The organism is Pseudomonas sp. KBN10P06128, assembly GCF_037574945.1.
Taxonomy (GTDB): Bacteria; Pseudomonadota; Gammaproteobacteria; order Pseudomonadales; family Pseudomonadaceae; genus Pseudomonas; species Pseudomonas aeruginosa.
In genome coordinates this window covers 5552219-5566149 of the sequence record NZ_JBBELR010000001.1, presented here as the reverse complement: position 1 = coordinate 5566149, position 13931 = coordinate 5552219, and the positions used below count along the sequence as shown (strand labels likewise).

Sequence of the window (13931 nt, the reverse complement as noted above, 5' to 3'; positions counted from 1 at the left end):
TCGATCAGTTGGTGTAGAGACGGGCGAGAACGGTCTGCAGGACGGTTTCGCTGTTGGTCTGGTTGCGCGCGACGCTATTGGTCTCGTAGTAGAAGGTGCCGATGCCGCGCATCAGGTTGCCGTATTCGGGGCTTTCCGCTTCGTTGACCTGGCCGCCCGAGGGAATGGGCAGGTTGTTCCACTGCACGCTGTAGAGCGTGCCCGCGGTGGTCGCGCTGGTGATGTCGCTGCCACGGTAACTCATCCAGGTATTGGCGATGCCCTTCAGCACGCCGACCGGATTCTGGTGGGTGTCCGCCAGCTTCAGGTTCAGCGCGGCGAGGTCCAGCAGGCAGGGGCGGGCCACGTTGTCGGCCCTACAACCGGTGCCGGGCTCCGGCGGACGCAGGGTGTTGACGAAGCGCCGCTCGCCTTCGCGGAGTCCGGACTCGGCGGCGTTCTGCAAGCGAGTCTGTTCGATGACGTTGCCGGTGATGCGGCTTTCCAGTACCACTTCGCGCATGCTCGAGACCGCCAGCAGGGTGACGATCACCAGGATCGCCAGGGCGATGACCAGCGTGGCGCCGCGCTGTTGTGCAGGGAAGTTGTTCATGGCACGAGATTCCTGAGTGTCTGGCTGCCCTTGGCGATCTGGTAGAGGCGGTCCTTGTCGTTGCCTTGCAGGCTGGTCTTGGACGAGGGGTAGAGCGTGATCCAGTCGTCCAGGGTCTTGCTGTCGCCCTGGCGCAGGTTCTTGTCGCTGGCCATCAGCGCGGAGTAGCGCAGGGCACGCACCGGACGGTCGGCGATGTTGGCCTGTTCGACGAAGCTTTCCACTTCGCGTTTGCCGGCCATGGTCGGGCCGACGCCGTACTCGAGCTTGAAGTCGACCAGGCCGCTGACGATCTCCTGGCCTTTTTCCTTGATTGTCTGCGCGGAGCAGGCGAGGCTGCCGGGGGCATCGGCGGTCGCGGGAACGAACAGAACGCGTGCGGTGATGGCCTGGGCGGTAGCGAATGGGTCGCTGGGGGTGGTGATCGAGTTGCCTTCGCAGTCGTAGGCTTCGCCTGGCGCCGGTTGATAGCGGTAGCAGAATCCGCTCTGGCCGGCCTTGACCACGGCGGGCACCAGGGTCGAGCCGGCTTTGAATGCCTCGCAATAGGCGGTTTTCTGCTGCGCCGGGAAGGCAAACTCGTTGGGGTCGTCCGCACGTCGACGGAAACCCACCTTGGCCAGTTGCTGGTCCAGGAACATCATGGCGAAGCGTCCGTTTTCCTGGTTGCCTGCCTGGCCTTGCTGGAACAGGTAGTTGCGCTTGTTGTCCAGGTAGATCTGGGTAATCCCGAGAATCAGGAAGCTGCTGATGGCGAGGGCCACCAGTAGTTCGATCATGGACAGGCCCGATTGCCGTCGGGAGCGGTTGTTCATGCTCATGGCTCGACCCTGAGGGTGTAGTAGCAGAGGGAGGTGTCGGCGCTGCTGTCGGCGGCGTTGACGCAGGCGCCTTGCTTGCCGCGCCAGGCCAGGCGGATTTCCAGCATGGAGCCCTTGCCGTCGCAGTCGCCCGGCTTCGAGCTGCGGCAGATGTAGTAGTCGCTCTTCAGCAGGTCGCCAGCGCCTGGCAGTTCGTTCTTCACCTGTTCCGCCCAGCATCCCAGGCGGTCCTTGATCGCGTCGGGCAATGGCGTGCAGGAGGACGGCGCGGTGGGGAACGCCGACCCCTTGGCCTTGAAGAAGTCGGATTGCGTGGCCATCTGGTCCTTGACGTCGTACAGCGCCTTCGGGCTCGCCCGCATGCTTTCCAGCAGGTTGCTGCCGAGCATGGCTGCCTTGTTGCGCTCGACCGAGTCGGCGGTGTACTGGATGGTCTTGCCCTGCATGGCGATCATGCCCAGCACGCCGATGCTGATCAGCAGCAGGGCGACCAGCACTTCGATCATGCTGAAGCCGGATTGGTACAGCGGCTTGTGCCGCGATTTCAATAGCATGACTGAGGCGCCTTGGAGGAAGGTTCGAGTTGGATCCGGCCGGCCTGGCTGATGCTCAGCACGCGGCCGCCGTCGGTCTTGCCGTTCTGGCAGATGGCGAAGGTTCGTTCCGTTGGCGGTACGAGGGTACCGTTGGCCGTGAAGGTCAGATGTTCCACGGCGCTCTTTTCCTTCGCTGTCAGCGTGGCGGCACGGAAGCCGTCGTGTTTGCGCAGGGGCGCGGCGATCGAGCCGGAGGCCAGGACACCTATGCTCAGGCCCTTGCCCCAGTCCTTGTCCTTCAGCGCCTGGATGGTGATCGCGCGCCTCTGGGACACGGCTTCGCTGCGAGCGTACTGCAGCATCGCATTGAGTTCCTCGGCGGCGCTCTGCAGTTCGTTGCGTTCTGTCAGCTGCTTGAAGCTCGGAATGGCGAAGCTCGCCATGATGGCCAGCAGGACGACGATGATCAGCAACTCGATCAGGGTGAAGCCGGTCGAGTTGGAACGATATGACATGCGGTTGCTCCAGGGGGTCTACGCCTGGAAAGCATGCCAAACGGGCCTGGGAGCGTCTTGCGGTCGTTGACGGTCGGCCCGTGGGGCAGGACAACTGGTCCATGATCATCCGGAAGTGCTGCATAGCTCACGTTTCTCCCGGTTCTCCCTGGCGCTCGCGGTACGGAGCCGGCCCTGCCGGTTGAGGATCAGTTGCCAGGCAACGGTATGCCTTCCGCAGAGCAGAAACCGCCCGTTGTGAATGTTGAGCTGGCCGCTGGGGAGGAACCTGAGGTGGTTCGAACGGTTCCAGCGGAGCCTTTCCTTCTTTGCAAGCGCGCGTCCCACGAGAAGCCGTTCCCCACCGTCTTCCGCAAGCAGCCAGCCCTCTCCCCAGTCGCTGCCGCAGTGACGGCCATCGGTCGACGGACAGAGCGTCACCGCGCGCTGGTAGGCGACGGCATGCGCTCTGCCCAGCTGGATGCTCGCACTCAGTTCGTGCAACACGCTTCGCTGGCGATTGCCGTCCAGCCAGGCTGCCATCCCGGGCAGCGCGAGGCTTCCCAGTATCCCCAGCAGAGCCAGCGCAAACAGCAGCTCAGTGAGCGTGAACGCTCTCTGCGACCTTTCGACCATGGCAGGCGGTCCTTTTGCTCGTATCATTCCGCGATGGTCGTATCTCGCCGGACTTTCCCCGTTGCCTCAATCAGCTGCGGGATGAGGCGTATGACCGACTTTTCTGCAACCCCTGTGTGATCGTGGAGGCCCTGGTGTCGGAAAGAGTTGTGGTAGTGGGCGCTGGCGTCATCGGCCTGTTGACCGCCCGGGAGCTGGCGCTCGCCGGACTGCGGGTGACCCTGGTGGAGCGGGGCGAGAGTGGGCGTGAGGCATCCTGGGCGGGGGGCGGGATCGTCTCGCCGCTCTATCCGTGGCGCTACAGCCCGGCGGTGACCGCCCTGGCGCACTGGTCGCAGGACTTCTACCCGGCCCTGGGGCAGCGTTTGCTCGACGAGACCGGGCTCGATCCCGAGGTCCATACCGTTGGCCTGTACTGGCTGGACCTGGACGACCAGACCGAGGCACTGCAGTGGGCACGCAAGCACACCCGGCCGTTGAGGGACGTGCCGATCGAGGAGGCCTACGCGGCGGTGCCCGGGCTGGGCGCAGGCTTCCAGCGGGCGGTCTACATGTCGGGCGTGGCCAATGTGCGCAATCCTCGCCTGGCGCGCTCATTGCGGGCATCCCTGCAACAATTCGCCAATCTCGAACTGCATGAGCAGACGGAGGTGCGCGGCTGGTTGCGCGACGGCGATCGAGTGGTCGGCGTGGCGACCTCGCGTGGCGAGATCCGTGGCGACAAGGTGCTGCTGGCGGCGGGCGCCTGGAGCGGCGAGTTGTTGAAGCCGCTTGGCCTGGAACTGCCCGTGGTACCGGTGAAAGGTCAGATGATCCTCTACAAGTGCGCGGCGGATTTCCTGCCGCGCATGGTGCTGGCCAAGGGGCGCTACGCGATTCCGCGGCGCGACGGCCACATCCTGATCGGCAGCACCTTGGAACATTCGGGCTTCGACAAGACGCCGACCGACGAGGCGCTGGAAAGCCTCAGGGCGTCTGCGGCAGAACTGTTGCCGGAACTGGCGGACATGCAGCCGGTGGCCCACTGGGCAGGGTTGCGCCCGGGCTCTCCCGAAGGCATCCCCTATATCGGTCCGGTGCCTGGCTTCGACGGGCTCTGGCTGAATACCGGGCACTACCGCAACGGGCTGGTCCTGGCGCCGGCGTCGTGCCGTCTGCTGGCGGATCTCATGAGCGGGCGGGAACCGATCATCGACCCGGCCCCCTACGCCCCGGCTGGTCGCCTCTGAGGAGCGAAAACCAAAAGGCCTGTCTTCGGACAGGCCTTTTCACTTTCAGTCGATGCCCAGCTTTTTCAGGCGGTAGCGCATCGAGCGGAACGTCAGGCCCAGGCGCTGGGCCGCGGCGGTGCGGTTCCAGCGGGTCTCCTCGAGTGCCTGCATGATCAGCTTGCGCTCGATGTCTTCCAGGTAGTCCTCGAGGTTGTCTATTTCGCTCAGGCTCGCGGCGCCTTCCTGGCTGGCACCCGGCGCATCGGCCAGGCGCAGGTCGTGAGGCTGGATCTGGTCGTCTTCGCACAGGGTATAGGCGCGCTCCAGCATGTTTTCCAGCTCGCGGACGTTGCCCGGGAAGCGGTAGTTCTTCAGCTTCTCCTGTGCGTCGCCGGTCAGCCTGGCGGCCGGCAGGCCGGTGTCGCCGGCCAGGCGCTTGAGGATGCGTTCGGCGAGCAGCGGGATGTCCTCGCGGCGTTCGCGCAGCGGTGGTACGCGCAGCTCGATGACGTTGAGGCGGTAGTAGAGGTCCTGGCGGAAGCGCCCGGCGCCGACTTCGGCGGCGAGGTCCTTGTGGGTGGCGCAGAGGATGCGCACGTCGACGGCGACCTCCTGCTGGCCGCCGACCGCGCGCACGGCCTTTTCCTGGATCGCCCGGAGCAGTTTGACCTGCATGGCCATCGGCAGGTCGGCGACTTCGTCGAGGAACAGGGTGCCGCCGCTGGCGGCCTGGAACAGGCCCTGCTTGTCTTCGATAGCGCCAGTGAAGCTGCCTTTCTTGTGGCCGAAGAACTCGCTTTCCATCAGTTCGGAGGGAATCGCGCCGCAGTTCACCGGCACGAACGGCCGCTCGATACGTGGCCCCTGCTCGTGGATCAGGCGCGCCACCAGTTCCTTGCCGCTGCCGGACTCGCCACTGATGTAGACCGGCGCCTGGCTGCGCGCCAGCTTGCCGATCTGGTTGCGCAGGGCGCGCATCGGCGGCGACTCGCCGAGCAGGCGGTTGTCCACCGGCGCTTCCTCGGCTTCCGGGTTGCGCAAGCGCAGGGCGGTTGCCACTAGCTCCCGCAAGCGACCGAGGTCGACCGGTTTGGTGAGGAAGTCGAAGGCACCGGCCTTGAGCGCCTGGATCGCGGTGTCCAGGCTGCCGTACGCGGTGATCATGGCCACCGGGGTCTGTGGATGGCGCTGCTGGATGTACTGGACCAGATCGAGGCCGCTGCCGTCCGGCAGGCGCATGTCGGTGAGGCACAGGTCGAACGGCTCGCGGGCCAGCAACTCGCGGGCTTCCTTGACGTTGCGGGCGCTGCGGGTGTCCAGCTTCATGCGGCCGAGAGTGATTTCCAGCAGTTCGCGGATATCCGGTTCATCGTCGACGATCAGGGCTTTTTGTCGGCTCATGCGTGCGGCTTCCGTCAGCTGAGTTTGCGCGGGTGGGCGAAGGTGATGCGGAAGCAGCCGCCGCCTTCCTCGCGATTGCGGTAGTCGATCCGTGCCTGGTTGCTCTCGCAGAGTTCGCGGGAGAGATAGAGGCCCAGGCCGGTGCCTTTGCTTTCTGTAGTAAAGAAGGGTTCGAACAGGTTGTTCAGTTTGTCCGCCGGTACGCCGGGACCGTCGTCGATGACTTCCAGCACCGGCAGGTCGCTCTCCGGGTCGCGCGCGAGGCTCAGCCAGACCTGGCCACGCCCGTGCGCCTGGGCGCTGTAGCGAAGACCGTTCTGCACCAGGTTGCTCAGCACCTGGTTCAACTGGTGTGGGTCCATGCGGGTCTGGATGTCGCCGGCACCGAGCTGCAGGTGCAGTTGACTGTCGTTGCGCAGCCTGCCGGGATATTCGTCGACGAACCGCTGAAGCCACTCCTTCAGGTCGAGCTGCTGCGGTTCGGCCTGGCGGCGACGGGAAAGCTGCAGGACGTTCTCGATGACCAGGTTCATCCGCTTCGACTGGTCCTGGATGATCTGCGTCAGCCGTCGGTCCGGGGCATCCAGTTCCTCTGACTCCTGCAGCAGTTGGGCGGCGTGGCTGATCGCGCCCAGCGGGTTGCGGATCTCATGGGCGATGCCGGCGGTCAGGCGGCCGAGACCGGCCAGCTTCATCTGCTGCGCCTGCTGGGCGATCTGCGAAATGTCTTCGAGGAAGATCAGCACGTGCTGGTCGTCTTCGCGGTTGAGGCTGATAAAGCTGGGTTGCACCGTCGGGCCATCCGGCACCACCTTGAGCGTCGGCGGACGGAGGCTGGGATTCAGGCGCCATTGCTTCATGCAGTGCATCAGCATCGGGCTGTGGCGGCCGAGGCTGGCGCCCTGCACGTCGTCCTGCCTGAGCAGGCCGAGGGCGGCCTGGTTGGCGAGGAGGATGGCCTGACGGCTATCGACCACGAGGATGCCGGTGCGCATGCGCTGCAGGATCAATGCGTTGAGTTCCTCCAGGTTGGCGACCGTCTCGGCGCGTTCTTCGGCCAGCGTTTCGGTCTGCTCCTGGCGCCGCACCAGAGCCTGGATCACCAGCGCGGCGGCGAAGCACAGGGTGCCGAGGCCGCCGGCCTGGACGTAGTGGTTGGTGGCGTCCGGACTGCTCAGGCTGAGGAAGAAGGTCAGGTAGAGCAGGCCGAGGCTGGCCGCCGCCGCGATGACCAGGCCGATGCGCCCGCGTAGCAGGATGTTGGCAATGGCCACCGCCACCACCAGCAGGCTGCCGATGCCGCTGGGCACGCCGCCACCTGCGTAGAACAGGCCGCAAAGCATCAGCACGTCGGTGAGCGCGAGGATGAAGATCGGCAGCAATTGCCGCGACGGCGGCAGGAACAGCGCGACCAGGATGTTGAAGACCAGGTAGCACCAACTGCCGACATGGAACAGTTCAGGGTGGACGAGCTTGAGGACCTGATCTTCCAGTTCGCTGGAGATCAGCAGGACCAGTACCAGGCCGATGGTCAGGCGGTATAGGTGGTACAGACGGAGGATGCGTTGCCCCTGCTCCTCGCTCAGCCGTAGCCGTTCAGCGCGCACGGTCGCCCTGGTCCTGGCGCAGGTGCGCCTGGCTGCAATACCAGCGTTGTTCGTGGGCGAGGGCGTTGGCCTGCGGCACGTGGACGCCGCAATGGGCGCAGCGGACCATCGGCGATGCGCCCGGCTCGTCCTGCGGACGTTGCTGCTGGCGCGGAGTGGGACGGGTAAAGCGACGCCAGAGCCAGAACGCGATGGCGATCAGGGCGATCCAGAACAGGAGGCGGAAAAGGCCCATGGTGATCTCGGAGGCTGGAGAAAGCTGCAGTTTAGCCAAGCCGTCGGCTCGATCCCAGCCGGGAAGGTCCAGGCTGTGCGGCGTTTGGCGCTGGGAGAGGCATGGCGGCGGGCAAAAAGAAGGGAGGCCTGCGCCTCCCTCCGGTGTTTCGTGCGATCAGTCGAAGAGACCGAAGGTCATGTAGCTCCACCAGGAGCGGCCGGAGTCTTCTTCGTCATCGCTCTCCGGCTTCTCGTCGTCGGCGCTGTGATCCTGGTTTTCCGGCTTCAGTTCGGCGGGAATCTCCCGCTCGGCATCCTCGTACTGCTTGATCACGTCCTTGGCGGCCTGGGTTTCCATGTGCGGCGGCGGCTCGCCGCCCTCGATCAGGCCCAGGGTGGCCTTGGCCAGCCAGGAGCGGGTGTCGGCCTCGCTTTCGCGGGCGACGAACTCGCCATCCTTGAGGCTGGCGTTATCCGGATAGTTGAGCTTGAGGGTTTCCAGGCTGGTGCTGGCCAGGTCGTCGAGACCCAGGCGACGGTAGGCTTCGACCATGATCGCCAGGCCATCGCCGACGGCCGGGGTTTCCTGGAAGTTCTCCACCACGTAGCGACCGCGGTTGGCGGCGGCGACATAGGCCTGGCGCTTCAGGTAGTAGTGGCCGACGTGCACTTCGTAGGCCGCCAGCAGGTTGCGCAGGTACACCATGCGCGCCTTGGCGTCCGGGGCGTAGCGGCTGTTGGGGAAGCGGCTGGTGAGCTGGGCGAACTCGTTGAAGGAGTCGCGGGCGGCGCCCGGGTCGCGCTTGGTCATGTCCAGCGGCAGGAAGCGCGCCAGCAGGCCACGGTCCTGGTCGAAGGAGGACAGGCCCTTGAGGTAGTAGGCGTAGTCGACGTTGGGGTGCTGCGGATGCAGGCGGATGAAGCGTTCGGCGGCGGCGCGGGCGGCTTCGGGCTCCATGTTCTTGTAGTTGGCGTAGATCAGCTCGAGCTGGGCCTGCTCGGCGTAGCGGCCAAAGGGATAGCGCGATTCGAGGGCTTTCAGCTTGGTGACGGCGCTGTTGTAGCTCTTGTTGTTGAGGTCGTCCTGCGCCTGCTGGTACAGCTGGCTCTCGCTCAGGTTCTCGTCGACAGTCTCCTTGTTCGAGGAGCAGGCTGCGGTGAGGGCGAGGATGGCGATCAGCAGCAGGTGTTTCACTTGCATGGCGGCTTGCGTCCCTGGGACGGTCGGCTTGGCCTCAACCGTCTGTTATGATTGGCGCCCCAGGCACCCCCTGGGACAAAGACCCCGTATTTAACCACAGCGCGTAGCCGATTCCAAAAGCCGCGCTGAGCATCGTCTCCTACTCATGTCCGATATGATTCAACGCGCGGCCGAGGTGCCGTTCGAGCTGGGTGGCCAGCGTCTCGACCAGATCGCCGCCCAGCTTTTTCCCGAACACTCCCGCTCCCGTCTGGCCGGCTGGATCAAGGACGGTCGCCTGACCGTCGACGGCGCTGTGCTGCGCCCGCGCGACATCGTCCACAGCGGCGCGCAACTGGTCCTGGAGGCCGAGCAGGAAGCCCAGGGCGAGTGGCTCGCACAGGACATCGAGCTGGAAATCGTCTACGAGGACGAGCACATCCTGGTGATTGACAAGCCCGCCGGCCTGGTGGTCCATCCGGCTGCCGGCCATCAGGACGGCACCCTGCTGAATGCCTTGCTCTACCATGTCCCGGACATCGCCAATGTGCCGCGCGCCGGGATCGTCCACCGGCTGGACAAGGACACGACCGGCCTGATGGTAGTGGCCAAGACGCTGGAGGCCCACACCAAGCTGGTGGCGCAACTGCAGGCACGGTCGGTCAGCCGCATCTACGAGGCGATCGTGATCGGCGTGATCACCTCCGGCGGCACCATCGATGCGCCGATCGGACGGCATGGCGTGCAGCGGCAGAAGATGGCGGTGGTCGACGCCGGCAAGGTGGCGGTCAGCCATTACCGCGTGCTGGAACGCTTCCGTGCGCACACCCATACCCGGGTCAAGCTGGAGACCGGGCGTACCCACCAGATCCGCGTGCACATGAGCCATATTGGCTATCCCCTGGTCGGCGATCCGGTCTACGGTGGGCGCTTCAGGATTCCCCCGGTGGCCAGCCAGACCCTGGTCCAGACTCTTCGCGAATTCCCCCGGCAGGCGCTGCACGCGCGCTTCCTCGAACTGGATCACCCGGCCACCGGCGTGCGCATGAAGTGGGAGTCGCCGCTGCCGGAAGACTTCCTCTGGCTGCTCAGCCTGTTGCGCCAGGATCGCGAGGCGTTCGTCGGATGAACGCCTGGCTGACCCCCGACTGGCCGGCGCCGGCCCGTGTGCGGGCCTGCGTGACCACGCGCAGTGGCGGGGTCAGCCAGGCACCCTTCGACAGTCTGAACCTTGGCGCCCACGTCGACGACGATCCGCGCGCCGTGGAAGAAAACCGCCGACGCCTGACCGAGCGTCTGGAATGCCGGCCGAGCTGGTTGGAACAGGTGCACGGAGTGACGGTGGTGGAGGCCGACCCGAACCGGGTGCTCAGGGCCGACGCCAGCTGGAGCGCGATGCCGGGCGTCGCCTGTACGATCATGACCGCCGACTGCCTGCCGGCGTTGTTCTGCGACCGCTCGGGCACCCGCGTGGCCGCGGCCCATGCCGGCTGGCGCGGGCTGGCGGCGGGCGTGCTGGAGGCGACGGTGGACAGCCTGGGCGTGCCCGGCGACGAACTGCTGGTCTGGCTGGGGCCGGCGATCGGCCCGCAGGCCTTCGAGGTCGGCGGCGAGGTCCGCGATGCATTCGTCGCTGCGCACGCCGAGGCGCGCTCGGCTTTCGTACCTAGCGCCAATCCGGGCCGCTTCATGGCCGACATCTACCGACTCGCGCGGATCCGCCTGGGCGCCCATGGCGTTACCGCCGTGCATGGCGGCGGCTTCTGCACCTTCAGCGATACCGCGCGCTTCTATTCCTACCGCCGCTCGTCGCGTACCGGCCGTTTTGCCAGCCTGGTCTGGCTCCAGGACTAGGCCCGCGCAGGTTATCCGGCGGCAACTGACCGATGTCACGGTCCGGTCGCTTGAACCGCGGAAAATCGCCCTTATCTACTGAGTCATCTCGGCGGGCTTTTCTTCATCAGGGACACCCATCGTTCCGGCCCGCTCTATAGAAGGAAGGACGACCCATGCGAATAGACCGTTTGACCAGCAAGCTGCAACTGGCGCTCTCCGACGCCCAGTCCCTGGCCGTTGGCCATGACCATCCGGCCATCGAGCCGGTGCACCTGCTTTCCGCCCTGCTCGAGCAGCAAGGCGGTTCGATCAAGCCCCTGCTGATGCAGGTCGGCTTCGATATCGCCGCCCTGCGCAGCGGCCTCAACAAAGAACTCGACGCGCTGCCGAAGATCCAGAGCCCGACCGGCGACGTGAACCTGTCCCAGGATCTCGCACGCCTGCTCAACCAGGCTGACCGCCTGGCCCAGCAGAAGGGCGACCAGTTCATCTCCAGCGAGCTGGTATTGCTGGCCGCGATGGACGAGAACACCAGGCTCGGCAAGCTGCTGCTCGGCCAGGGCGTGTCGCGCAAGGCGCTGGAGAATGCTGTGGCCAACCTGCGTGGCGGCGAAGCGGTGAACGACCCGAACGTCGAGGAGTCGCGCCAGGCGCTGGACAAGTACACCGTCGACATGACCAAGCGCGCCGAGGAAGGCAAGCTCGACCCGGTGATCGGTCGCGACGACGAGATCCGCCGGACCATCCAGGTCCTGCAGCGGCGGACCAAGAACAACCCGGTGCTGATCGGCGAACCCGGCGTCGGCAAGACCGCCATCGTCGAGGGCCTGGCCCAGCGCATCATCAACGGCGAAGTGCCGGACGGCCTCAAGGACAAGCGCCTGCTGGCCCTGGACATGGGGGCGCTGATCGCCGGTGCCAAGTTCCGCGGCGAGTTCGAGGAACGCCTGAAGGCGGTCCTCAACGAACTGGGCAAGCAGGAAGGCCGGGTCATCCTGTTCATCGACGAACTGCACACCATGGTCGGCGCCGGCAAGGCGGAAGGTGCCATGGACGCCGGCAACATGCTCAAGCCGGCTCTGGCGCGCGGCGAGCTGCACTGCGTCGGTGCTACTACCCTCGACGAGTATCGCCAGTACATCGAGAAGGATGCCGCGCTGGAGCGCCGCTTCCAGAAGGTACTGGTGGACGAACCGAGCGAGGAAGACACGATCGCCATCCTCCGTGGTCTCAAGGAACGCTATGAAGTGCACCACGGGGTGAGCATCACCGACGGCGCGATCATCGCCGCGGCCAAGCTGTCGCACCGCTACATCACCGATCGGCAACTGCCGGACAAGGCCATCGACCTGATCGACGAGGCCGCCAGCCGCATCCGCATGGAGATCGACTCCAAGCCGGAGGAACTGGATCGTCTCGACCGTCGCCTGATCCAGCTGAAGATCGAGCGCGAGGCGCTGAAGAAGGAAGACGACGAAGCCACCAGGAAGCGCCTGGCCAAGCTGGAGGAGGATATCGTCAAGCTCGAGCGCGAATACGCCGACCTCGAGGAGATCTGGAAGTCCGAGAAGGCCGAGGTACAGGGCTCGGCGCAGATCCAGCAGAAGATCGAGCAGGCCAAGCAGGAAATGGAGGCGGCGCGGCGCAAGGGCGACCTCGAGAGCATGGCGCGCATCCAGTACCAGACCATCCCTGACCTGGAGCGCAGCCTGCAGATGGTCGACCAGCACGGCAAGACCGAGAACCAGTTGCTGCGCAACAAGGTGACCGACGAGGAAATCGCCGAAGTGGTTTCCAAGTGGACCGGTATCCCGGTGTCGAAGATGCTCGAGGGCGAGCGCGAGAAGCTGCTGCGCATGGAGCAGGAGCTGCATCGGCGAGTGATCGGCCAGGACGAGGCGGTAGTCGCCGTGTCCAACGCCGTGCGCCGTTCGCGCGCCGGCCTCGCCGATCCGAACCGGCCGAGCGGCTCGTTCCTCTTCCTCGGCCCGACCGGGGTGGGCAAGACCGAGTTGTGCAAGGCGCTGGCCGAGTTCCTCTTCGATACCGAGGAGGCGCTGGTGCGGATAGATATGTCCGAGTTCATGGAGAAACACTCGGTGGCCCGCCTGATCGGCGCGCCTCCGGGCTACGTCGGCTTCGAGGAAGGCGGCTACCTGACCGAGGCGATCCGCCGCAAGCCCTACTCGGTGGTGCTGTTGGACGAGGTGGAGAAGGCCCATCCGGATGTATTCAACATTCTCCTCCAGGTGCTCGAGGACGGACGCCTGACCGACAGTCACGGGCGTACGGTGGACTTCCGCAACACCGTGGTGGTGATGACCTCCAACCTCGGTTCGGCGCAGATCCAGGAGCTGGCCGGCGACCGCGAGGCGCAACGTGCCGCAGTGATGGACGCGGTCAATGCGCACTTCCGTCCGGAATTCATCAACCGGATCGACGAAGTGGTGGTGTTCGAGCCGCTGGCTCGCGAGCAGATCGCCGGCATCGCCGAGATCCAGCTCGGTCGCCTGCGCAAGCGCCTGGCCGAGCGCGAGCTGAGCCTGGAACTGAGCCAGGAGGCGCTGGACAAGCTGATTGCCGTCGGCTTCGACCCGGTCTATGGCGCACGCCCGCTGAAGCGGGCCATCCAGCGCTGGATCGAGAACCCGCTGGCGCAACTGATCCTGGCCGGCAAATTCGCGCCGGGTGCCAGTATCTCGGCGAAGGTGGAAGGCGACGAGATCGTCTTCGCCTGACCTCTTCGGGGGCGGACAGGGAAAGCCCCGCTTCGGCGGGGCTTTTTCATGGGCGTCCGGTAGGCGCGAGAGCGCTGCCGCATGCAGTGGAAGGGCCGTTTTGTCGCTCGTGGAAAAAGAAGAAAAACTTTTTGGATCAGAGGGTTGACATGCCCGCGCGCATCCGTAAAATGGCGCGCCTCTGAGACGCGAATCCAGCAACACCGGAAGCGTCCAGGGTTGGAAGAAAGACGTTCCGCGATAGCTCAGTCGGTAGAGCAAATGACTGTTAATCATTGGGTCCCTGGTTCGAGTCCAGGTCGCGGAGCCAACTTCCAATCGGGGTATAGCGCAGTCCGGTAGCGCGCCTGCTTTGGGAGCAGGATGTCGGGAGTTCGAATCTCTCTACCCCGACCACCTCATACTTGGGTCGTTAGCTCAGTCGGTAGAGCAGTTGGCTTTTAACCAATTGGTCGTAGGTTCGAATCCTACACGACCCACCATATTCAAGACGAAAAAGCCCACCTGCAAAGGTGGGCTTTTTCGTTTCTGTGCCATTACTTTCCGAATGCTGGCCTGTGGGAAGGAGGATGGTCCGTTCTTCCAGCCCAGTTTCTCCCGACGCCTGGCCTTCCAGCATGGCATTCCATCGAGCGTCTGGTGGCGGCGGGCCTTGAGGCCCGG

At 65.2% G+C, this 13931-nt stretch carries 13 protein-coding genes and 3 tRNA genes; 7 read left to right on the top strand and 9 right to left on the bottom strand.

Features of this window, described 5'->3' with window-relative positions:
- Positions 1 to 4: 4 nt before the first annotated feature.
- From pilX to VQ065_RS26005, 5 genes are all read right to left on the bottom strand, one after another.
- Positions 5 to 592, bottom strand: coding sequence for a type 4a pilus minor pilin PilX (pilX, locus tag VQ065_RS26025; protein ID WP_003094700.1), 588 nt, complete (start codon positions 590 to 592; stop codon positions 5 to 7).
- Positions 589 to 1413: a type 4a pilus minor pilin PilW gene (gene pilW, locus VQ065_RS26020; RefSeq protein WP_003094698.1), complete on the bottom strand. Its 825-nt coding sequence runs from the start codon at positions 1411 to 1413 to the stop codon at positions 589 to 591. The genes pilX and pilW overlap by 4 nt, the downstream gene beginning before the upstream one ends.
- The gene (gene pilV, locus VQ065_RS26015; protein ID WP_003094697.1) at positions 1410 to 1967 is read right to left on the bottom strand and encodes a type 4a pilus minor pilin PilV; all 558 of its coding nucleotides are present in this window, start codon (positions 1965 to 1967) and stop codon (positions 1410 to 1412) included. Before pilV ends, pilW begins: the two co-directional genes overlap by 4 nt.
- The gene (locus tag VQ065_RS26010) at positions 1958 to 2464 is read right to left on the bottom strand and encodes a GspH/FimT family pseudopilin (protein ID WP_003094696.1); all 507 of its coding nucleotides are present in this window, start codon (positions 2462 to 2464) and stop codon (positions 1958 to 1960) included. The genes pilV and VQ065_RS26010 overlap by 10 nt, the downstream gene beginning before the upstream one ends.
- Positions 2465 to 2569: 105 nt before the next feature.
- Positions 2570 to 3079 carry a GspH/FimT family pseudopilin gene (locus VQ065_RS26005; RefSeq protein WP_015503652.1) on the bottom strand — a complete coding sequence of 170 codons (510 nt, stop codon included), beginning with the start codon at positions 3077 to 3079 and terminating at the stop codon, positions 2570 to 2572.
- A gap of 134 nt (positions 3080 to 3213) precedes the next feature.
- On the opposite strand from VQ065_RS26005, the gene thiO reads away from it, so the two are divergent.
- Entirely contained in the window at positions 3214 to 4308 is a 1095-nt protein-coding gene (gene thiO / locus VQ065_RS26000; protein WP_003094695.1) for a glycine oxidase ThiO, read from the top strand.
- A gap of 45 nt (positions 4309 to 4353) precedes the next feature.
- On the opposite strand, the gene pilR is transcribed toward thiO, so the two are convergent.
- From pilR to VQ065_RS25980, 4 genes are all read right to left on the bottom strand, one after another.
- Positions 4354 to 5691 (bottom strand): two-component system response regulator PilR, encoded by a 1338-nt coding sequence (gene pilR, locus VQ065_RS25995; RefSeq protein ID WP_003094694.1) that lies wholly within the window; start codon positions 5689 to 5691, stop codon positions 4354 to 4356.
- Positions 5692 to 5705: 14 nt separating this feature from the next.
- The gene (pilS, locus tag VQ065_RS25990) at positions 5706 to 7298 is read right to left on the bottom strand and encodes a two-component system sensor histidine kinase PilS (RefSeq protein WP_003094692.1); all 1593 of its coding nucleotides are present in this window, start codon (positions 7296 to 7298) and stop codon (positions 5706 to 5708) included.
- Positions 7288 to 7533 (bottom strand): PP0621 family protein, encoded by a 246-nt coding sequence (locus VQ065_RS25985; RefSeq protein WP_014603563.1) that lies wholly within the window; start codon positions 7531 to 7533, stop codon positions 7288 to 7290. The genes pilS and VQ065_RS25985 overlap by 11 nt, the downstream gene beginning before the upstream one ends.
- Positions 7534 to 7689: 156 nt before the next feature.
- Positions 7690 to 8715, bottom strand: a complete 1026-nt coding sequence (locus tag VQ065_RS25980) for an outer membrane protein assembly factor BamD (RefSeq protein WP_003094687.1) — start codon at positions 8713 to 8715, stop codon at positions 7690 to 7692.
- A gap of 145 nt (positions 8716 to 8860) precedes the next feature.
- Between VQ065_RS25980 and rluD the strand changes: the two genes are divergently transcribed.
- From rluD to VQ065_RS25950, 6 genes are all read left to right on the top strand, one after another.
- Entirely contained in the window at positions 8861 to 9823 is a 963-nt protein-coding gene (rluD, locus tag VQ065_RS25975; protein WP_003094686.1) for a 23S rRNA pseudouridine(1911/1915/1917) synthase RluD, read from the top strand.
- Positions 9820 to 10548 (top strand): peptidoglycan editing factor PgeF, encoded by a 729-nt coding sequence (pgeF, locus tag VQ065_RS25970; protein WP_003094684.1) that lies wholly within the window; start codon positions 9820 to 9822, stop codon positions 10546 to 10548. Before rluD ends, pgeF begins: the two co-directional genes overlap by 4 nt.
- A 155-nt stretch (positions 10549 to 10703) precedes the next feature.
- Positions 10704 to 13268 carry an ATP-dependent chaperone ClpB gene (gene clpB / locus VQ065_RS25965; protein WP_003094682.1) on the top strand — a complete coding sequence of 855 codons (2565 nt, stop codon included), beginning with the start codon at positions 10704 to 10706 and terminating at the stop codon, positions 13266 to 13268.
- Positions 13269 to 13502: 234 nt separating this feature from the next.
- Positions 13503 to 13578, top strand: a tRNA-Asn gene (locus VQ065_RS25960).
- A gap of 9 nt (positions 13579 to 13587) precedes the next feature.
- Positions 13588 to 13664, top strand: a tRNA-Pro gene (locus VQ065_RS25955).
- A 10-nt stretch (positions 13665 to 13674) separates the two neighbouring features.
- Positions 13675 to 13750: transfer RNA gene (locus tag VQ065_RS25950), tRNA-Lys, on the top strand.
- The last annotated feature ends 181 nt before the right edge of the window (positions 13751 to 13931 follow it).

What these genes read in the sequence shown, in the direction of transcription:
- VQ065_RS26005 (WP_015503652.1), bottom strand. Translation starts at nt 3,079, where the DNA reads ATGGTCGAAAGGTCGCAGAGAGCGTTCACGCTCACTGAGCTGCTGTTT.
- VQ065_RS26010 (WP_003094696.1), bottom strand. Translation starts at nt 2,464, where the DNA reads ATGTCATATCGTTCCAACTCGACCGGCTTCACCCTGATCGAGTTGCTG.
- pilR (WP_003094694.1), bottom strand. Translation starts at nt 5,691, where the DNA reads ATGAGCCGACAAAAAGCCCTGATCGTCGACGATGAACCGGATATCCGC.
- pilX (WP_003094700.1), bottom strand. Translation starts at nt 592, where the DNA reads ATGAACAACTTCCCTGCACAACAGCGCGGCGCCACGCTGGTCATCGCC.
- rluD (WP_003094686.1), top strand. Translation starts at nt 8,861, where the DNA reads ATGTCCGATATGATTCAACGCGCGGCCGAGGTGCCGTTCGAGCTGGGT.
- clpB (WP_003094682.1), top strand. Translation starts at nt 10,704, where the DNA reads ATGCGAATAGACCGTTTGACCAGCAAGCTGCAACTGGCGCTCTCCGAC.
- VQ065_RS25980 (WP_003094687.1), bottom strand. Translation starts at nt 8,715, where the DNA reads ATGCAAGTGAAACACCTGCTGCTGATCGCCATCCTCGCCCTCACCGCA.
- pilV (WP_003094697.1), bottom strand. Translation starts at nt 1,967, where the DNA reads ATGCTATTGAAATCGCGGCACAAGCCGCTGTACCAATCCGGCTTCAGC.
- pilW (WP_003094698.1), bottom strand. Translation starts at nt 1,413, where the DNA reads ATGAGCATGAACAACCGCTCCCGACGGCAATCGGGCCTGTCCATGATC.
- VQ065_RS25985 (WP_014603563.1), bottom strand. Translation starts at nt 7,533, where the DNA reads ATGGGCCTTTTCCGCCTCCTGTTCTGGATCGCCCTGATCGCCATCGCG.
- pgeF (WP_003094684.1), top strand. Translation starts at nt 9,820, where the DNA reads ATGAACGCCTGGCTGACCCCCGACTGGCCGGCGCCGGCCCGTGTGCGG.